The sequence below is a fragment of the Vreelandella gomseomensis genome (assembly GCF_031451645.1).
Taxonomy (GTDB): Bacteria; Pseudomonadota; Gammaproteobacteria; order Pseudomonadales; family Halomonadaceae; genus Vreelandella; species Vreelandella gomseomensis.
In genome coordinates, this window is the sequence record NZ_JARWAI010000004.1 from 177,351 (window position 1) to 196,542 (window position 19,192).

Genomic DNA, 19,192 nt, shown 5'->3' on the forward strand with positions numbered 1-19,192 from the left:
AGCGTTTAAGCGTCGTCTTTTGGCGTACCCGATGCGGGCGGCATGTGCTTGGCTTTCATGTCCTTGAAGGCTTCCATGATGTCCATGGGCAGCGGGAAGACGATCGTCGACGCGTTCTTGTTGCTCATGTCGCTCATGGTCTGCAGGTAGCGTAGCTGCAGCGCAGCAGAGTTTTCCTGCATCACGTTGGCCGCCTCGACCAGTTTCTTGGAAGCCTGCAGCTCACCCTCAGCGTGGATGACCTTGGCGCGACGTTCACGCTCCGCCTCGGCCTGGCGGGCAATGGCGCGGATCATGCTCTCGTCCAGATCCACGTGCTTGATCTCGACGTTCGCCACCTTGATGCCCCAGGAGTCTGTCTGAGCGTCGAGGATTTCCTGGATATCGTCGTTGAGCTTGTCGCGCTCGGAGAGCATTTCATCCAGGTCATGCTTACCCAATACCGAACGCAGCGTGGTCTGCGCCAGCTGGCTGGTCGCCTGGGTGAAGTTTTCCACCTGGATAATCGCTTTTTCCGGATCCACTACGCGAAAGTAAAGCACGGCGTTGACCTTCACCGTAACGTTGTCCTGGGAGATCACGTCCTGCTCGGGCACGTCCATGGTGATAACACGCAGATCGACCACCTGCATCTTTTGAATCGCGGGGATCACGATAACTAGGCCCGGCCCTTTTACCTTCTGATAGCGGCCCAGAAAGAACACCACGCCGCGCTTGTATTCCGGCAGTATGCGGATGGAGGCGGCGATGAGTAGCACCACCAGTACGACTGGAACAAGATACGAGAGAATCATGGGGCACCTCGTTTAGCGGATGATCAATTACCTGACGACGGCCACCAGGGCCAGGGTCGCTAGGGATGTGAGACATAGACCGTCAAGCCTTCAAGACGCACGACCTTCAGTGCGTCACCCTGCTTGACGGGAGCATCGCTTACCGCATTCCAACGCTCGCTGTGCAGCCAGACGTGGCCGTTGGTTTCAAAATCTTCCAGGGCAACGGCACTGGCACCTATCATCTGCTCGATACCCGTATGTGCCGGGCGTCGGCGCAGCGTTGCAAAACGCGTCAAGGTCCACAACATCAGTCCGCCGGATACCAGCGCCACGCCGCCAATCAATGGCAACGAAATGGCCAGGTACTCGGCATCCATCAGCATGACCGACCCCAGCACAAAGGCAATAATCCCGCCCACTCCCAGTACACCAAAGCTGGGCATTAACGCCTCGCCCACCATCAGCGCCAATCCCACGATGATAAGCGCCAGGCCCGCATAATTGATCGGCAGCATCTGAAAGGCAAAGAGAGCCAACAACAGCGAAATAACCCCGATGGTGCCAGGGAACAGGCTGCCAGGGCTCGAAAGCTCGAAGATCAGCCCGTAAAAGCCGATGATCAGCAGGAAGTAGGCAATATTGGGGTTGGTAATCAGCGAAAGCAGCTCTGTGCGCCAATCCGGATCAAAGCGCTCGATGGCGAGGTCGGCTGTCTCAAGCGTCCGATCACCACCTTCCATGACCACCGTCGTACCGTCTATTTGTGAAAGTAAATCGTTCAGATCCTGCGCAATCACGTCGATGACGTTCTGCTCCAGTGCCTCATTGGCGGTGAGGTTGACCGCCTCGCGCACCGCCGCTTCGGCCCAATCGGCGTTCCGGTCGTGACGCTCGGCCAGGCTGCGGATAAAGCTCACCGCGTCTTCCATGACCTTGCGCTCCATGGCGCTGCTCTCGCTTCCAGACTCGCTTTCACTCTCGCCTTCCGATTGGCCTTCGGCGTTGTCATCCGCTTCATCAGCGCTGCCGGGAAAGCCGGAACCGCCCATCTGCACCGGCGTGGCAGACCCCAGATGGGTTGCCGGCGCCATGGCGGCGACATGGCTGCCATACAGCAGATAAGTGCCCGCACTGGCCGCTCGAGCGCCACTGGGGGAGACATACATAGCCACGGGAATGTCGGCATTCAGCATTTCACGGATCATGTCGCGGGTCGTGTCGACCAGGCCGCCCGGCGTATCCAGCTCAACGACAATCACCTCGCTGTTCTGCTCACGGGCCTTGCGCAGGCCGCGCTCAAGATAATCCTTGGTGGCGGGGCCAATGGCCCCTTCAATGTTCATGACCAGGGCGTTACGCGAAGAGGTCTGTGCCGTGGCCTGCCAGGCGAACGACAGCGCCAGCATCAACAAACCTGCCAGCGATAACCACAGCCAAGGGGATTTGTAAGAAAGGCTTCGCATGTCAGCTCTCCCCGTGCCTCGCGTCCTGAAACCATTGCCTAGCTGCCTGGGTCAGCAGCCATCATATAAGCACGTCCACCACCGGAATCATCATATACAAAACTTACACCCCGTATATTTTATGAACAAGTAATATCGCCACATCAATATACTTTCAACATAGCACTTATGGTGGGTTGGGTAATGAGGCGAAGCGTAAACTTCCTTAGCGGGAAAAATTGACTCGATTTAGCGCCAACCTGGCATTTTTATCCCTATCGGGAAATAAACCTGGGCACGCTGATTCGCCAGGCATGCAGCGCTGGTAGCTGGTAAATCAGGGCGTTTCCACGTAATAGCTGCTCACCCGCCAGGTGCCGTTTTCAAGGTGGGGGGTAACGGTCTCGAGCCGACGTCCGCTGTTCTCGAAGCCGGTTTGGAAGGTGAAGACGATATAGTCGCCGCTCGGCGCACCCGGCATGGACGTCTGGTGGCTGGTACGAACGCGCTTGCGCGAGGCCACTTCGCCAAAGTCCCGGCGTACAAGCTCAATGGTGCGCGCCAACATACCTTGTGAAAGCGGCGCTTTTAAGATCGGCGATGAGGTCTCCCAGGCTTGTTCATAATTACCGTTATCGATCGCTTTCAACCAGGCAAGCGCAGCGGCCTCCGCCTCATTGGCAGTATGGGCCATTACATGCGTACTGAAAGACAGCAGTACGGCCGTGATGATGCAACTGAGTATTTTGGGCATGACTGACTCTCGATACATGGGGACGGTCGAACAACGTCGTCCGATATAAAGAGTTATCGGAAACCGGCGAGGTTTCTTTAGGGGATTTGAGAGATCAGCCAATATCTTTGCAGCGCCCACGCTTGTTGTTACCCACTACAACCCCTGCAGCCACTGGCGAACGGTCGCGATGCCCTCTTCACTGACCACTAGCCCCAGGTGCGATTCGCCTTCCACCGTGGTGATGTCCGCATGGGGCACAAGCGGACGTAGCACGGGTTCGAATTGATCCGCATAAAACGCCTCATCCTCAGCTCCGGTGACCACCAGAACAGGCACCTGCACTGAGCCCAGCGCCTGACGAAAATCAGCCGGACTAAAACCGGTCATCAGCCGATATGAATAGGCGAGCGTCTCTGAGCCATCGCGGTATTCAGACGGCAAGTTGAACCGCAATACATCCGCCCCGTTGAAATGCGTGATGCCAATCGCGTTGAGCATGGAGATCGCCACAATCCTGGCGACACTTGGCTCGGCCCAACCACCGGAATTATCCCGAACAGTGGGCGCATCGTGGCCAAGGTAAGGCGCCAGCAGCAGATACGCCGAGGCAAGGTGCCCATGCTGCCCACCGGCAAAGCGCACCGCGAGCCCGCCCCCGGATGAATGACCACCAACGACCACCCTTGAGACATCGGTGTTGGTGTCTTTTATATGGGCAATAAGGTCCGCCAGGTCATCTTCAAGCTGCCCAATATAGTCGATATCGCCTCGGCGCACCGGCGAAGGACCATGCCCGCGAACATCCGGCGTATAGACACTGGCAGCGCCTGCCGCGGCTAACTCATGGGCGAGCGTTGCCAGGTACCTGCTGTCGGTTCCAGAGCCATGCACGAGGATCAACGCGGTATGGGCGTCACTTGGATAGTGGCGATACGCAAGCGCTGTTCCGTCCCGCGCTTCATACGTTTGCAGCGCGGGCAGCGGGCGTGATTCTTGCACAGAGACCAGCGCTTCAAAATCAAGGCTGTTCGCGTTTGCACCTGTCGACATCGCCAGCAACGCTCCCATGATGGCGATCACCATGCGTTGTCTCACTTACTCCTCCCACAGCCGTCACATCCAAGCTCGCTGCCACTTTCATGCAGTCATCCAGCGTGTTTTGAGCGTAGCAGAATCCGCAATGAGAACATGTCACGACAACGCCCCATGATGGTGGTGTTAGCGAGATAACACTCTCTATAAATGGCCGAATCTACCCCCTTTGTGACCGGACAACGCATCGTTGGCAGGATACGTAGCAGCTAATCTATCACCTCACTTCAACACGATGAGATTAGCCATGACCCACTCTAAAACTGCATTGCTATTAATTGATGTACAGGCCTCTTTCCCCGCCCGAAATTACTGGGATGAAGACCTTGCTCATGACTGGCGCCCTAGGCAAAGGGCCGTGCTAAATGCAGCTCAGGCACACAACATTCCCGTTATCCGCATTCTGCATGAAGAACCCGGCAGCCAAGGGCCTTTTGACCCGGATTATGGCCTTATTCGTCCGCTTGATGATTTTAACGATGACGTAGCAGTCACGTATCATAAACGTGCCCATAATGCCTTCACCGATACCTCGCTTGGGGACTGGTTACGGGAGCACGGCATTGAACGGCTTGCCATTAGCGGCATTCGTACCGAGCAGTGCTGCGAAACCACCGCCCGGATGGCATCAGATTTAGGGTTTAGCGTCGACTTTATCAGCGATGCTACCCTGACCTTCCCCATGACGCGCCACGGCATCACCTGGTCGGCCGATGATATCAAGGCACGCACCGAGCTGGTTCTTGAAGGCCGCTTTGCACGTATTATCAGTACACACGACATGATCAACGAATGGCAAAATACGCGTGAGTGAAGAGCGACCACATAGCCAAGCGCCATCCTCTAGAGCCACCACTTTACGGGTGGCGATACTGATGATGCCCGGCCAGGTGCCACTTGACCTGATTGGCCCGCTACAGGTTTTGCAGTGCGCAGATCGGCTCTCGATAGACGTTCAGGTTCACTATATCGGCCCCACTGCGGCCATACAGTGGTTAGGGCCGCTCACCCTTAGCGGCATTGACCCATTACCTGAACAGCTCTCCCCTCAAGATTTACTGCTGATTCCAGGGCAGTATCGCAATAGTCTTGAGCCATTAGCGCAACAGGAGTGCGTCACTTGGCTCAAGGCGAATGCCCACCATGCGGATACGCTGATGACTGTTTGCTCCGGCACGCTATTACTGGCGGATGCTGGCCTCTTGGAGGGGCGGCGCTGTACCACCCACCACACGCTAATCGAGCAGCTACAAGCCAAAGCCCCACAAGCAGAGGTACAACGTGATTGTATCTTTACCGAGGACGGGCGCTATTTAACCAGCGCTGGGATCTCAACAGGGATCGATACCATGCTCTACTGGCTAACCCGTGCTTGCGGCCATTCACTGGCCTTGGCGGTAGCGCGGGAAATGGTGCTGTATCTTCGCCGCAGCGGCCAGGAGCCTCAGTTGGGCGCCTGGCTTGAGGGGCGTAATCATGTGGATGAACGGCTGCATCGCGTTCAAGATGCCATCTGCGCCGCGCCCTCTCAAAGGTGGCCTATCGAAACGCTGGCGGCTAAAGCCGCCATGAGCGAACGCCATTTCCGGCGTCAGTTCAAACGTCTCACCGGCATGCCGGTGGGCGACTACATCACGGGGTTACGCCTGCAGCGAGCCAAGGCATTAATGACCGAAACGACATGGACGCTTGCGCGCATCGCGGAAGCGTCTGGATTCGGTGATGAGCGGCAACTACGGCGCATCTGGGCTCGCCAGGAAAAAGCGCCGCCTAGCGTATGGCGGCGCTCCCAGATATCTTGATTCATGATTTATTCAGCGTTATTGCACCATCGCATCATCACATGGTGTTGATTTGATAGGAAAAGATACCCCGAACGCAATGTCCGTCATGAACGGCCTGCCTTTCCTGAATCTCGATGTTGGTTAAAAAGTAGCAACCAAAGATCAGTGCAGCTCATGGGAAAGATTAAGCGTGGCGATGCTGTGGTCAAGCGTCTGAAAACTCAACGATGGCTTCAATTTCCACCGCAAACCCCTTCGGCAATGAGCCTACCCCAATGGCAGAACGTGCATGTTCACCGCGCTCACCAAGAACGGTAACAAATAGGTCGGAACAACCGTTGATGACCTCAGTGTGAGAGGTGAAATTTGGATCAGCATTGACCATACCAAACACCTTCACGACACGCTGAACCCGATCAAAGTCACCCAGCGCCTCTTGAACGAGCGCAAGGAGATACAGGCCAACCTCTTGAGCGTACATCCGAGCCTGCTCGACAGTGACGTCCTGCCCAACTTTTGGGACAGCAACGCCCTCTTCTCGCAACGGAGCGCCCTTACCTGACAGATAGAGCATGTTGTCCGAAATGGCATAAGAAAGAAAATTGCCCCTTGGCGTGGTAACGACGGGGAGTTCCAACCCCAACGAACGAATGCGCTCTTCCACCGTTGATTTCATTACTGGCTCCACGTATATTCTGTTAATAATTTTGTGACAACGTGCACTGGTATTGATTTATTAAAGATCTAGGCGATAAACACTCCATTTCTTGATCTCACTGAAACCAAAGCTACTGATAAGATCATAGCCAATATTGAACTCTTTAAGAACACGCATCTCCGTTCTACAGCAATTCTCAGACCGTGACACCTTTAGAGCATGCTGTAGTAATATACTTTTATTTTCATCGCCATCAAAACCATCGATAAAATACAGATCCTCAATATAAAGAACACGGGATCCAACGTAACTCGCAAACTTAAAATTATATATATAGAAGCCAATTGGCTGATTGCCTTGATAAGCCAGCAATGCAAAACAAGCAGGTGTAGGTGCTAAAAAAGCGTCAGCATAACTTTGTCTATCAGCAGTAAAGAGGTGCTTTTGACTTTCGGATTCAGCAAGCTTGATATTCAAGTCATACAGATCGTTGATATTTTCGTTATTCACTCTAGCAATTTCCATTGCTTAACCCCTTATTAACTTTCAATAAATTTTAACGACATAGTAATATGTTTATCTCGATTCAGAGCCAGCTAACTCTGTAGACGCAACAATCATCTACAAGCCCTTTACAACCAATCTAGGCCATGCTTGCAGCCACCGCTTGCCCAATATGCGAGCGCTAAAATCCGTTGGTTTTGGCCGCTTGGGGTTTAATGTAATGGTATAGTCAAACAGAGGCTTAATACCAAAGGGAGCCACAAGGATAACGTCTCCACCATCATCCAAAGCAGCACCTACGGCAGTTTCGACCTCGACCCAGTAACTTATGGCATCTGCAGTGGAAGTATACGGACAGTCCCTATTTCTCTCGTGCATTCTTGCCTGGTTCTTTACCGACCAGGGAAACGTTGAGACTTCTCTTAAGTTTTGCTCAATCCGATTATCGCGGGAATCGCTTATATCGTCAGGGTTGAAGTAAATTAAATCGATGTCGTTAAGAGCCGTCTTCGTCTCAAAACCATGTAACTTGTCCCAAACCAAGTTTCTAACGAATCCAGCAGCGAGACACCACCCTGGCAGCCTCTGCCCAGCCGCTATTTTCAGCGCCTCCATACGGGCAGAATCATTCGTCAGCCATTCTTTGATCAGGGCATCATGTTCCATCTCAGTACCTTACTAATGCGCCTATTTTGAGCTGCTACACGGCGAGAACCAACCAAATATGGGCGTGGTAGTTCTCTACCCCTCCTGTTACAGATCAGCTCCAAAATTGATACCGTCGCTAACTGGCAAATCATCCAAGTCAAAGGGTTTCACGTCTTCCGAGCGCCCGACATGAAGCCATAAACACCGCGATTCAAGCGCAGAAAGCGTCTGAATTTACGTCACGTTTTAAACGTCTTGGTTTGGCCGCAACTGACGCTGAACGCCAAGCAAGAAATTGCGCAGCATCTGATCCTTGCACTCACGGTAATTCTTGTGGCTTGGCTTGCGGAAAAAGGCGCTGAGTTCGTGGTGGCTCAACGGTAGTCCGACCAGCGCAAAGACCTCCAGAATATCGTCCGCTTTCATGTTCAGCGCAATGCGTAGCTTCTGGAAGACCATGTTGTTGTTCAGTTGCGCTTCCGGCGCGGGTTGCGGGCCTTCGCGCTTGCCACGCTTGAAGCTGATAAACCCGTTCAAGAACGCCGCCAGCTCCTTGTTCTTCATCGTGACAAAGGCATCGTCGTCATCCTTTTTCAGCCAGGCCGTCACCTGCGGCTGGGTAACGGGCACTTCTGCCAGCGCGAAGATATCCACGATGGTGTTATCTTTTAAATCAAAGGTGTAGCGGATGCGGCGAAAAATATCGTTATTGGTCAAAATTGGGTTCCTGGCCGGTAGTTAGTTTTTCAAGAAGTTCATCGATGTCGGCTTTCAGCTCGTCATCTTCAATGCCCTGCGCACTGATTTCTGCCTGTCGCAAACTGGCGATAGCCGCGTCGGTCTGGCCTGCCTCAGCTTGCAACATCGCCATGGAAAAACCAATGGAAGCCCGATGGTCGTTGGAATCAATGACGTTGGCTTTTTCCAGGGCCTTTTCGTAGCCCGCCAGCGCGTCTTCCAGCTCTTCGGTAAAGTCCGCCAGGGTTTCCCATTGTTCCGGGTGGTCTTTATCGGTGCTCTCGTTATCAACGCAGATTGCCCGCAACTCGGCATATAGCGCATCAAATGTTTCTCTGTCATCCTTGGCGGCAGCCTTCATCAGCTTTTCCGCCAGTTCGTAAACCGCCTTGTATATCTTGGTGTTGATCATTATTGATGACCTTTTGATAAAATCAATTTAATGGAATTAACGATTGGCGGTCTCAAGCCCCAAGTGCAACGTTATTGCAGGGCCTCGTTAGCTTTGCTTATAGACATGTTTTCGGTGCCCCACCTTCACAACCGTGACGACAAGCAATTCATCTACCACTTCATATATGATGCGGTATACCCCTTGCCGAACCCGGTAACGTTCTTGCCCTGAAAGCTTTTCACTGTCAATGGGACGAGTATTATACGGCAGTTCCTCTATACGCTGCATAATACGGGCAACATCCTTATTGGGGATTGACCGAAAATCCTTTGAGACAGATTTTTTGAATACCAGCTTATAACTTGCCATGAGCCTTCAAATCGTCCAGCAAGGCTTCATAGCTCATGGTGGGCTCGGAAACTCGTTCCTCAAATGCCGCCAAATCTTCCTGATCCTCAGCCAATGCCGCACGAACAGCATCGTTGACGATATCCGACAGTGAACGATGCGTATGCGCGGCCTTCAGGCGCAGCGCAGCATGTAACTGCGGATCAAAATAAATCGTAGAACGCTTAGATGTATCGCTCATGGCAATCTCCGAATGAGGTAACGTCTTGACATTATGACGTCACAGCGTCATAGCGTCAAAAATACCAGTAATGGGTTGAAGTTGAGCAGCACACACCTTCATCGTTGAGCTCCTATCGGCGCCAGCACTTGTATTACGTGCTTGCTAAAGCAAAGCCGCGCAGAAAGTCGGCGTCAGCCTGGAAGAGATAAAGCAGGTCTTTGAATTACTGCCCAATAACCGCACGCCGACAGTTGAAGACTGGCGGCAGCTTTCAAAAAACTGGCAGCAGATGCTGGATGGCAGGATTGCTTATCTACAGAAGCTGCGCGATAACCTGGCGGGCTGCATCGGCTGTGACTGCCTGAGCAAGCCCCGTTGCCCGCTCTACAACCCAGACGACATACTGGCTGAATTGGGTAGCGGCCCGGTGCTTCTGGATCAGGTAGAGCAAAAAGCGAGAGCCCAACACAAGCTCGTAACCCTTAATAGCAACCCTGAATAATCACCATCAAGCCTCAATCTATACGGATGAACCACTTGGGCTTGATGCGTCCAAAGTCACGACGTGTATTCGTTTTCAAGGCTTTTTTGGAATCCAGCACCACGGCATCCTGCGCACTCCTAACAAACACCACCCAATGCCAGAAAGGCCTGCCCTGCTCCATGCGCCATTTGATCGCCAACAGCGCCTTGTCTGGCAAGCTCTCCCAGGTATCGAAAGGCGTCTCCGCAGGAGAAGCCTTTATATCGAGCGCACGTAAAAGTTTACGCACGTACTCGGTGTCTGACCAAAGCGCTGTGTCTTCGGCATGGATACCCATGGCGTTTGCTGTTTCTTTCGCCTGAGCATAGGTAATACCCGCTAGCACTGCGCATGATGCGATACCACAGCCGGATATTTCTTCTTGGATGACAGGCGATCTAATTAACTGCACACATACAACCTTTCATTAGCACACTAAAGGTGACAATACTCAAGCGGCAAGTCCATAGCAGATCAACAACCACAAACCGACCAGGAAGGATGACGCATGCCCCTTTCGAAGCTACTGGACTGGCGCCTTCACGCGCTCGTCATTTTCATCTCTTTGATCTCCGAAGCCATTGGCATTCTTCGTGTTCCTATGGGGCCCGGCACGCTGCTGCTGCTTCCCCTTTTCTACGCCTTCATCATCGGTGTGCTCGTGAATCCCAACGTCACCCGCGTAGCGGGGCGCGTCATTCCCGACCACGTGAGCCAGGCTGCGGGCCCACTGATCCTGCTGTCGATCATGCCGTTCATCGCCCGCTTCGGCTCCACCATCGGCCCCGCCATTCAGGATCTGATCGATGCCGGCCCGGCGCTGATCCTTCAGGAACTGGGCAACCTGGGCACCATGCTGATCGCCCTGCCGATTGCCGTGCTGGTCTTCAAGATGGGGCGCGAAGCCATCGGCGCCACCTACTCCATCGCCCGTGAACCCAACATCGCGGTGATCTCCGACAAGTACGGCCTCAAGGGGCCAGAAGGCATCGGCGTGATGGGTACCTACGTGGTCGGCACAATGTTCGGCACCCTGTGGTTCGCGCTGATGGCGGGCTACCTGACCTCGCTGGACATCCTCGACCCGCGTGCCCTGGCCATGGCCTGCGGCGTCGGTAGCGGCAGCATGGTAGCCGCCTGCTCGGCGGCAATCGCTGGCTCTATCCCCGAAATGAAGGACGAGTTGCTGGCCTTCGCCGGCGCCAGCAACCTGATGACCTACGCCACCGGCCTCTACCTGTCGCTGTTCGTGGCACTGCCGGTTGCCGAGAAGCTCTACACGACACTCTCCGGCAAACGCGAGGCCAAGCCCGTGGGCGCCCAGATCGCCGACTCAGCAGCATCCGAAGTGCCTGAGGAAGAGCGCCCCGAGCGCAACCTGGGCAAGAGCGCCATCGTCGTCGCGGCCGCCTGCGGCGTGGCCTGGGTCGCCAACACCATCAACGGCGACGGCCTTATCGCCGCGCTGCCGGGCATGCTGATCCTCTACGTCATGACCATGGTCGGCCTGGCGATCACCCGCCACGCCCCCTTCTACCTGCCGGGCGTGGCCTGGGTCTCGTTAGTCAGCATCGTGGCCACCCTGCCTTGGGTACCGGGCAGCGCCTGGCTGGTCGAGCAACTCGGCTCGGTGAACTTCCTGGCCATCGTCACGCCCGTGCTCGCCTACGCCGGTCTGGCGCTCACCAAGCGGGAACTGGCGATGTTCCGTCAGGCCGGCTGGAAGCTGGTGATCATCGCTCTGCTGGTGTTCACCGGCACCTTCGTGTCCTCGGCCATCATTGCCGACCTGCTGCTGTAACCCGCAAAGGACGATCATGAACCATTTAGACTGTCTGACAATCGACGACGCCACCCTTCGCCAATGGCGGCAGGACTTCCACCGCCATCCGGAGACGGCCTTCGAAGAGCATCGCACCGCACAGCGGATCGCCGAGATCCTCGACCAGGCTGGCCTCCCCTTCGTAAGTGGTCTGGGCGGCGGCACCGGTATCATCGCCACTCTCCAGGGTCGACTGGGCGACGGACCGAGCATCGGCCTGCGCGCCGACATCGATGCCCTGGATGTCACCGAGCTCAACGACATCGGGTACGCCTCGCGCGTGCCCGGCAAGATGCATGCGTGCGGCCACGACGGCCACACTACCATGCTGCTCGGTGCCGCCTGCCGCCTCGCCGCCGAGCCAGACTTCGCGGGCCGGGTGCACTTCATCTTCCAGCCTGCCGAGGAGAGCGAAGGCGGCGGTCGGGTGATGGTCGAGGAGGGGCTGTTCGAGCGCTTCCCCATGGAAGCGGTCTACGGCGTGCACAACTGGCCGGGGCTGCCAGTTGGCGAGGCCGCGGTGCACAACAGCGCCGTGATGGCCGCCTTCGACGTATTCACCCTCAAGCTCAAGGGCAATGGCTGCCACGCAGCCATGCCCCACCTAGGCTGCGACACCATCCTCGCTGCCTGCCAGCTGGTCAATCAGTTGCAGGGGCTGATCAGCCGTGAAACACCCGCCCACCAGACGGCAGTGCTCAGCGTCACCCAGTTCCACGCTGGCGATGCCTTCAACGTCATCCCCGAAGGCGTGGAGCTGCGCGGCACCCTGCGCTGCTTCGACGAGATGCTGCGCCAACGCCTCGCGCAACGCTTCCGCGACGCCGTGGAAGCCCAGGCGCGCTTCCACGGCCTGGAGGCCGACCTCGACTATCAGCCGCGTTACCCGGCCACCTTCAATACCCCCGAGCACGCCCAACGCTGCGCTACCGTGCTCGAGGCCATGCCCGAGATCACTCGGGTGCATCGCGACCAGCCACCCAGCATGGCGTCGGAGGATTTCGCCTTCATGCTGAACGAGCGTCCCGGCGCCTATATCTGGCTGGGCAACGGCGAGGACAGTCCTGCCTTGCACAACCCGCATTACGACTTCGATGACCGCTTGACACCCATTGGTGTCGAGTACTGGGCACAACTGGTCAGAAGCCTGCTTTCCAGCGAGCAGGAAACGTGAAGCCTGCAGTCCCCTGTGCCGGACTGCCACATACCCGATCATCCACTCAAGACCAACAAAGAGAAACGATCATGACATCACTTCGCCTCAACATTCTGACCGCCGCCATCGGCATGGGACTAAGCGTCGCCGCCCACGCGCAGGAAAGCATCATCCTGGCCACGCCGATGCCAGAAGACCATATCATGCACACCACCGCCGAAGCGTTCATGGAGGCACTGCCCGAGGACTCCGGCCTGAAGGTTGAATACCACCCGGGTGGCGATCTGGGCGACTGGACATCGCTCTTCGAGCAGGTATCGCAAGGCGTGCTCCCCATGTCGATGACCTATGCCGCATCCGACCTCGACAAGCGCCTCGACATCACCCTTCTGCCCTACGCCTTCAAGGACTGGGATAGCGCTGAAGCCGCCATCAGCATCGACGGCAGCCTGTTCCCAGTGTACGAAGACATCTACGCGGACCTGGGCATGAAATTGCTGGGGATCATTCCGGTGGATTTCTACGGACTGGCCATGCGCAAAGGCGACGAGCGAGTCCCCACGAACTTCCCGTCGGATGGCAAAGGGATCAAGTTACGGGTCGCTCCGGTGGCCATTGGCGTCGAGCAATTCAAGACCTTCGGTTTTTCGCCCGTACCGATGCCCTACTCCGAGCTCTATACCGCACTTCAACTCGGCACCGTGGACGGCCGCGCCTACGCGACCCCCGTCGAGATATGGCAGATGCGCGACGTGCTGTCCTCTTACATCCTCACCAACGACTCGTTCGAACAGGGTGCCTGGGTGGTCAATCAACAATGGTGGGAAGGTCTTTCCGAAGCGCAGCAGCAGGCCATCCTGACGGCCCGCGATGAAGCCCTGAGCGTCGCATGGGGGCAGGCGCAGGACACCAGCGAAAACTTCAAGTCGCAGATTCGCGAAGCCGGCGTCGAGATCGTCGAACTGAGCGAAGAAGAAATGGCTCAAGCCGAAGCGCTGGCTCGCGACGAGGTATGGCCCTGGATGGAAGAGCAAGTGGGCAAGGAACTCATCGATACCGTGCGTGAAGCAACGGCCGCCACGCCCTGAACAGCCTCTTCCCAAGCGGTGGGCCTAGCGCCCACCGCCGTCTGGAGACACCCTATGACCTCCTCGAAACTCAACCTCACCAGCTTGATAGGTTGCGTGAACGGCATGACTATATTCGGTGGTATCGCTCTGACGGGGCTAATGCTGGCCCAGGTCATCATGCGCTACGTGATGGAAAGCGGTTTCCTTGGGGTCGAGGAAATCGGCGTGTTGCTTGGCGTCTGGTTCTACTTCCTCGGCATGGCCTTGGCAACCCGTTCCGGCGAACAAATCCGCGGCGGTATCGCCAACCTACTGGTGACGTCATCCCGCGGCAAGTGGTTTCTAGCCCTCTATGAAACCGGATTCACACTCGTTGCCAATGCCGTTTTCTGCTGGCTGGCCCTGCAATACACCTTGTCATTGTTCGAATCCGGCCGAACCAGCACATACATGAGCTGGCCGACCTGGCTGTGGGCCGCTGCCATGGCATGCGGTTTCTTGTTGGCCACCCTGTTTACGCTGCAACAGTGTCTACGACTGATAGGGGAGCATCGGGCATGATGCTGTTCAGCCTTCTTCTCTGCGCCACCATCTTTCTGCTGCTTTCGGGCATTCCCGTCGCGTATGCCTTCGGCATGGGCGCTCTAGCGTTCATCTGGATGTCCGGACGCCCACTGGATTACATGCTGGCTCAGGCATTCTGGCAAGTCGGCAGCTTCGCCCTTCTGGCACTCCCCTTGTTCGTCCTGGCCGGTCAGCTGATGAAGGCAAGCAGCGTGGCAGAGCGGCTACTGGCCTTCATCGAAGCCGCAGTGGGACGGCTTCGAGGTGGACTGGGTGCCGTTACCGTCATCGCCTGCACGCTGGTTGGCGCCATCGCCGGAAGTGGCTCGTCAGCCATCGCCGCCATCGGCGGGTTGATGATCGAGCGCATGACGGATCGCGGCTACGACCGCGGCTATGCGGTATCTCTGGTCGCCTGTTCCTCCGTGCTGGCCCAGTTGATCCCGCCCAGCATCCCCATGATCGTCTTTGCCCTCATGACCGGCATCCCGGTCACCGCCGCATTTCTCGCCACGCTGGTTCCCGGCATACTGATCGCCCTGATGTACTGCCTGCTCAACATGCGTTTCGCCCCCGCCGAGCCGACACCACGGGTGGTTGGCGGCCGAGTCGCCGCTTCGCTCGACACCAGGACGTACCTGCAGAAGGTCTCGCTTACCTTCCGTCAGGCAGCCTGGGCACTGTTCATGCCGATCCTGATGCTGGGCGGCATCTACAGCGGCCTGTTCACGCCAACCGAAGCCGCCGCCGTCGCAGTGGGATACGTCATCATCATCGGCACCGTGGTCTATCGCGGGCTTACCCCGGCAAGCATCGGCCGGGAAATCATCAATGCCGCGCGCATTTCCGGCGCCATCATCGTCATCCTGTTTGCCTTGGCGATCATGAGCCGCGCCATGCTTCTCGAGCAGATACCCGGTCAGATCAGCGACATTTTACTGGGAATAACCGACTCGCCATGGGCAACCCTGCTGATCCTGAACCTGGTATTACTGGCAATCGGCATGCTGATCGATGACGTCTCCGGCAGCATCGTGGCCGCCATAGTGCTCTGGCCCATAGCGCAGCAGCTCGGTCTTCACCCCCTGCACTTTGCCGCCATCGTCGGGACCAACCTAGGACTTGGCAATGTCACGCCCCCCTGCGCTCCGCTGCTGTTCATGGCCGGTGGCATCGGCAAGAGCCAACTTTCCGAGTACCTCGTTCCCACGCTCAAGCTCACCTTGCTGGGCCACCTGCCCATTCTGATGCTGGTGACGTTCCTGCCCTGGGTTTCTCTTGCACTGCCACGCTGGCTGCTGGGTATCGGTTAACCACGAACCGCACAACGGACATCAACAAAAAGGAGATCACTTTGATGACTATGACCATCACTGTTATTGGGCTAGGCAACATGGGGCGAGGCATGGCCCTCACGCTTCATCGTGCCGGCTTCACCATCCAGGGAAGCGACATCGACGCCCACACTCGGCAGCGGCTGAGCGATGAAGGCATCACGACCCTCCCCCCGGAAGCGATTGGCCACAGCGATGTCTACCTCCTCTCGCTACCGACCTCGGAGCATGTGCGTCGAGTCCTGAAAGACGCGCCTGGCCTGCTCCACCGAGCGCCAGCCGGCAGTGTCATCATGGACACGTCGACCAGCGATCCCGTCATTACCCGCCAGTTGGCTGCCGAAGTCGAGGCCGCTGGTTTGGCTTGGCTCGATGCCCCTGTCAGTGGCGGGCCTGCCGGCGCCATCAATGGCCAACTAGGCATGCTGCTGGGAGGAGCCGCTTCCACCGTGGAGCGCATGCGCCCAGTGCTGGAAGCCATGTCCGCGAAGACCACCCATGTCGGCGGTCCGGGCTGCGGCCACGTCGTCAAGCTGGCCAACAACTACCTCTGTGCCGCCCACCTGCTCACCACTGCGGAAGCAGTTGCCATGGCACGCCGCGCTGGAGTCGACCCCGAGGCTTGCTTGCAAGGACTCAACAGCGGTTCCGGACGCAGCGCCGTCAGCGAGATCAATTTCCCCCGCTGGGTGCTCTCGGGCAGCTTCGATTCGGGGTTCACGATGGGCTTGATGCGCAAGGATTTGCGTCTGGCTCAGCAAACCGCTCACGCGCTGGGCCAGCCGGACGGTCTACTGCAGCGCGTCATGGACACTTGGCATGCCGATCCCGAGTCGCTTCCCGATACCGAGGATTTCAACTGCATCACACGCCAAATGCTAGAGGCCGCCAATCTCTACGCCACCGAATGCCAAGAGGACGATCAGCAATGAACACCCTGAACAAGCGAGCTCGCGACACCGTTGCGCAGTTTCTCGACGCCTACGGCATGGACCCCGACGCGCCCTCGACCAACTGGGTCGCCGGCCAGCTCGTCCAGGGCACCGGTGAAAGCATCACGCTACTTGACCCCTCCACCGGCCTGCCGCTACTCCAGTACCAGGATGCGGGCCACCACATGGTCGATAAGGCCGTAAAGGCCGCAGTCGAAGCGCAGAAAGCATGGATCGCGATTAGCGCCAGCGAAAGAGGCCGACGTCTACAGGATGCCGCGCGCGGTCTCGAAGGCCATGAGGAAAGCCTGGCTCGGCTCGAAAGCCTGATCGCCGGCAAACCCGTGCGAGACTGTCGCGGCGAAGTGGGCAAGGTCCGCGAGATGTTCGAGTACTACGCTGGCTGGTGCGACAAGCAGCATGGCGAGGTGATCGACGTGCCCACCTCCCACCTCAACTACGTCCAGCGTATTCCTTATGGCGTCGTCGGTCAGATTACGCCCTGGAATGCCCCAATGTTCACCTGCGGCTGGCAGCTCGCTCCTGCTCTTGCTGCCGGCAATGCGGCCGTACTCAAACCTTCGGAGCTAACGCCGCTGACCTCGGCGATACTGGCCATGCTGCTCGAACAGGGCGGCCGTCTTCCCAGAGGATTGATCGGCATCGTCAACGGCCTGGGCCATACCACCGGCAAGACCCTGACCTCACATCCCGACATTGCCAAACTGGTGTTCGTCGGCTCTCCCGAGACAGGGCGCAGAATCGCCGAGGCCGGGGCGCAACGCCTCGTCCCTAGCGTTTTGGAACTGGGAGGCAAATCGGCGAATATCATCTTCGAGGATGCCGCCATCAACGATGCCGTGAGCGGCGCCCAGGCGGCGATCTTTGCTGCCGCCGGGCAGAGTTGCGTGGCCGGCTCGCGCCTGCTGCTCCAGGAAAGCCTGATGACGGAATTCCCCGAGCGATTGGCACGAGCGGCGGAAACAATCGCCGTAGGCCTGCCCGATGACGAAGCCACGCGCATGGGCCCCTTGCAGAACGCTGCCCAGTTAAGCCGTGTTCACCAGCTCATCGACGAGGCGGTAGCCCAGGGAGCCACCCTGCTGACCGGCGGCAAGCCCCCGACCCACCTGCCGGCGGAAGCCGCCGATGGCTACTTCCTGGCACCCACCATCCTGACCGACGTCACGCCCGACATGGCGATCGCCAACGAGGAAGTCTTCGGCCCGGTCTTGGTCATCATGCCCTTCCAGGATGAAGAGGACGCCGTGGCATTGGCCAATGGCACGCGCTTCGGGCTGGCCGGAGCGGTATGGAGCCGAGATACCGGCAAGGCGATGCGCGTCGCCCACCAGCTACGAGTCGGCACCGTCTGGATCAACAGCTACAAGACCATCAGCGTGATGTCACCCTTCGGCGGCTTCGGTGACAGTGGCTACGGCCGCTCCAGTGGCCCCGACGGCCTGCACGAATACAGCGTTCCCCGCAGCGTCTGGGTCGAGACCGCCCCCAAGGCCACGGCCGCCATGGGCTATGGAGATGGACAATCGCCGCAAGAGGAGAGCAGCCGATGAGTTTTGGCATTGATCATCCCCTGATCGCCGTCCACGACCTAGAAACCGCCGCCGACCAAGCCCGGCGGCTCGGCTTCAAGCTCAACCCACGGCACCAGCACCCCTGGGGAACGGACAATCATTTGCTATTCTTCGCCGACAATTTCATCGAGCTGATCGGCATCGGACGCCCCGAACTGCTCGACTATCGCGATGACAACGGCTTCCAGTTCGGGCAGCAGGTAGCCGGTCGGCTTCAGATCGGCGAGGGAATCGCCATGGTGGCGCTCGAAAGCGAGGACATGTCTCAAGATCACCAGACGCTGATCCAGCGTGGCGCCAATCCGCCGCCGCCTATCGTATTTAGTCGGCTGGCCCACCTGCCGGACGGCCGCGCAGAGGAAGTCGGCGTATCGCTCGACATCGTTCACGATGCGCAGGCTCCTTACCTCGCCCAATTCCTCTGCCAGCAGTTACGACCGGAGTTGTTCCGGTCCGACCCATCGCTTGAGCGTCATCCGAATACCGCCAAGGGCATCACCGCCGTGTGGTATATCAGCCACCACCCTCACCGCGATGCAGAAATGATGCGCAGCATTCACGGCGAATCGAACGTCGAACCATGTGATGGTGGCTACCGATTCAATACCGACAAAGGCACTGGATACCTGCTCTCCCCGACGGCTATCCGGCAACGCTTCCCGTTGATCGAGGGGATCGACGAAGGGCCGACACGAGGCATCGCCCTGAGCCTTGAATGCACCTCTTTGACGACGGCAAAGCAGTGCTGGGTATCGCAAAGCATCACCTTTGCCGAGATATCGCCTCAATGCTGCGACATTCCGCCCGAGGTGCTCGGCGGGACCTTACTCCGCTTCGAAGAGTCCATATAACG

22 protein-coding genes and 1 pseudogene are annotated in these 19,192 nt (G+C 57.5%); 11 read left to right on the forward strand and 12 right to left on the reverse strand.

The genetic code is table 11. From position 1 onward, the window contains the following. Nucleotides 1-5: 5 nt before the first annotated feature. The 4 genes from QC815_RS06670 to QC815_RS06685 form a co-directional block, all read right to left on the reverse strand. Complete coding sequence (locus QC815_RS06670) at nucleotides 6-794, reverse strand: slipin family protein (RefSeq protein ID WP_230447958.1); 789 nt, start codon at nucleotides 792-794, stop codon at nucleotides 6-8. Nucleotides 795-853: 59 nt separating this feature from the next. Further along, nucleotides 854-2,239, reverse strand: coding sequence for an NfeD family protein (locus QC815_RS06675; RefSeq protein ID WP_230447957.1), 1,386 nt, complete (start codon nucleotides 2,237-2,239; stop codon nucleotides 854-856). A gap of 316 nt (nucleotides 2,240-2,555) precedes the next feature. After that, entirely contained in the window at nucleotides 2,556-2,972 is a 417-nt protein-coding gene (locus QC815_RS06680; protein WP_230447956.1) for a DUF4019 domain-containing protein, read from the reverse strand. A gap of 135 nt (nucleotides 2,973-3,107) precedes the next feature. Then, nucleotides 3,108-4,049, reverse strand: a complete 942-nt coding sequence (locus QC815_RS06685) for an alpha/beta fold hydrolase (RefSeq protein WP_309767631.1) — start codon at nucleotides 4,047-4,049, stop codon at nucleotides 3,108-3,110. Between the two features lie 244 nt (nucleotides 4,050-4,293). On the opposite strand from QC815_RS06685, the gene QC815_RS06690 reads away from it, so the two are divergent. Continuing rightward, nucleotides 4,294-4,860: an isochorismatase family protein gene (locus QC815_RS06690; RefSeq protein WP_309767634.1), complete on the forward strand. Its 567-nt coding sequence runs from the start codon at nucleotides 4,294-4,296 to the stop codon at nucleotides 4,858-4,860. Nucleotides 4,861-4,909: 49 nt separating this feature from the next. Further along, the gene (locus QC815_RS06695) at nucleotides 4,910-5,848 is read left to right on the forward strand and encodes a GlxA family transcriptional regulator (RefSeq protein WP_309767825.1); all 939 of its coding nucleotides are present in this window, start codon (nucleotides 4,910-4,912) and stop codon (nucleotides 5,846-5,848) included. A gap of 187 nt (nucleotides 5,849-6,035) precedes the next feature. Here the strand turns inward: QC815_RS06695 and QC815_RS06700 are convergent, their stop codons facing one another. From QC815_RS06700 to QC815_RS06725, 7 genes are all read right to left on the reverse strand, one after another. Beyond that, a complete protein-coding gene (locus QC815_RS06700) occupies nucleotides 6,036-6,506 on the reverse strand; it encodes a RidA family protein (protein ID WP_230447952.1) in 471 nt (156 codons plus the stop codon). Nucleotides 6,507-6,566: 60 nt separating this feature from the next. Next, on the reverse strand, nucleotides 6,567-7,013 hold the full coding sequence (locus tag QC815_RS06705; RefSeq protein WP_309767636.1) for a GNAT family N-acetyltransferase: 447 nt from the start codon (nucleotides 7,011-7,013) through the stop codon (nucleotides 6,567-6,569). A gap of 96 nt (nucleotides 7,014-7,109) precedes the next feature. Next, the gene (locus tag QC815_RS06710; RefSeq protein WP_230447950.1) at nucleotides 7,110-7,658 is read right to left on the reverse strand and encodes a nucleotidyltransferase family protein; all 549 of its coding nucleotides are present in this window, start codon (nucleotides 7,656-7,658) and stop codon (nucleotides 7,110-7,112) included. A 228-nt stretch (nucleotides 7,659-7,886) separates the two neighbouring features. Then, nucleotides 7,887-8,357: a YehS family protein gene (locus QC815_RS06715; RefSeq protein ID WP_230447949.1), complete on the reverse strand. Its 471-nt coding sequence runs from the start codon at nucleotides 8,355-8,357 to the stop codon at nucleotides 7,887-7,889. Continuing rightward, nucleotides 8,347-8,790 (reverse strand): tetratricopeptide repeat protein, encoded by a 444-nt coding sequence (locus tag QC815_RS06720; protein ID WP_230447948.1) that lies wholly within the window; start codon nucleotides 8,788-8,790, stop codon nucleotides 8,347-8,349. Before QC815_RS06720 ends, QC815_RS06715 begins: the two co-directional genes overlap by 11 nt. A gap of 87 nt (nucleotides 8,791-8,877) precedes the next feature. Further along, nucleotides 8,878-9,141: a type II toxin-antitoxin system RelE family toxin gene (locus QC815_RS17360; protein WP_422828548.1), complete on the reverse strand. Its 264-nt coding sequence runs from the start codon at nucleotides 9,139-9,141 to the stop codon at nucleotides 8,878-8,880. Continuing rightward, nucleotides 9,128-9,361, reverse strand: coding sequence for a hypothetical protein (locus QC815_RS06725; RefSeq protein WP_230447947.1), 234 nt, complete (start codon nucleotides 9,359-9,361; stop codon nucleotides 9,128-9,130). The genes QC815_RS17360 and QC815_RS06725 overlap by 14 nt, the downstream gene beginning before the upstream one ends. A 163-nt stretch (nucleotides 9,362-9,524) precedes the next feature. Between QC815_RS06725 and QC815_RS06730 the strand changes: the two are divergent. Beyond that, nucleotides 9,525-9,845 (forward strand): annotated as a pseudogene (locus QC815_RS06730) (MerR family DNA-binding protein); the annotation flags it as partial. A 13-nt stretch (nucleotides 9,846-9,858) separates the two neighbouring features. Here QC815_RS06730 and QC815_RS06735 read toward each other — a convergent pair. Beyond that, nucleotides 9,859-10,269: a hypothetical protein gene (locus QC815_RS06735; RefSeq protein ID WP_309767827.1), complete on the reverse strand. Its 411-nt coding sequence runs from the start codon at nucleotides 10,267-10,269 to the stop codon at nucleotides 9,859-9,861. A gap of 105 nt (nucleotides 10,270-10,374) precedes the next feature. Between QC815_RS06735 and QC815_RS06740 the strand changes: the two genes are divergently transcribed. The 8 genes from QC815_RS06740 (at nucleotide 10,375) to QC815_RS06775 (ending at nucleotide 19,190) form a co-directional block, all read left to right on the forward strand. Further along, nucleotides 10,375-11,667 (forward strand): DUF3100 domain-containing protein, encoded by a 1,293-nt coding sequence (locus QC815_RS06740; RefSeq protein WP_309767639.1) that lies wholly within the window; start codon nucleotides 10,375-10,377, stop codon nucleotides 11,665-11,667. Nucleotides 11,668-11,683: 16 nt separating this feature from the next. After that, a complete protein-coding gene (locus tag QC815_RS06745) occupies nucleotides 11,684-12,862 on the forward strand; it encodes a M20 aminoacylase family protein (RefSeq protein WP_309767641.1) in 1,179 nt (392 codons plus the stop codon). A gap of 71 nt (nucleotides 12,863-12,933) precedes the next feature. Further along, a complete protein-coding gene (gene dctP, locus QC815_RS06750; protein ID WP_309767644.1) occupies nucleotides 12,934-13,932 on the forward strand; it encodes a TRAP transporter substrate-binding protein DctP in 999 nt (332 codons plus the stop codon). Between the two features lie 54 nt (nucleotides 13,933-13,986). Further along, nucleotides 13,987-14,475: a TRAP transporter small permease gene (locus tag QC815_RS06755; protein WP_309767646.1), complete on the forward strand. Its 489-nt coding sequence runs from the start codon at nucleotides 13,987-13,989 to the stop codon at nucleotides 14,473-14,475. Further along, nucleotides 14,472-15,791 (forward strand): TRAP transporter large permease, encoded by a 1,320-nt coding sequence (locus QC815_RS06760; protein ID WP_309767648.1) that lies wholly within the window; start codon nucleotides 14,472-14,474, stop codon nucleotides 15,789-15,791. The genes QC815_RS06755 and QC815_RS06760 overlap by 4 nt, the downstream gene beginning before the upstream one ends. A gap of 20 nt (nucleotides 15,792-15,811) precedes the next feature. Further along, nucleotides 15,812-16,744 (forward strand): NAD(P)-dependent oxidoreductase, encoded by a 933-nt coding sequence (locus QC815_RS06765; protein WP_309767829.1) that lies wholly within the window; start codon nucleotides 15,812-15,814, stop codon nucleotides 16,742-16,744. After that, nucleotides 16,741-18,318 (forward strand): aldehyde dehydrogenase family protein, encoded by a 1,578-nt coding sequence (locus QC815_RS06770; protein WP_309767650.1) that lies wholly within the window; start codon nucleotides 16,741-16,743, stop codon nucleotides 18,316-18,318. Before QC815_RS06765 ends, QC815_RS06770 begins: the two co-directional genes overlap by 4 nt. Next, entirely contained in the window at nucleotides 18,315-19,190 is an 876-nt protein-coding gene (locus QC815_RS06775) for a VOC family protein (RefSeq protein ID WP_309767652.1), read from the forward strand. Before QC815_RS06770 ends, QC815_RS06775 begins: the two co-directional genes overlap by 4 nt. Nucleotides 19,191-19,192 lie beyond the last annotated feature (2 nt).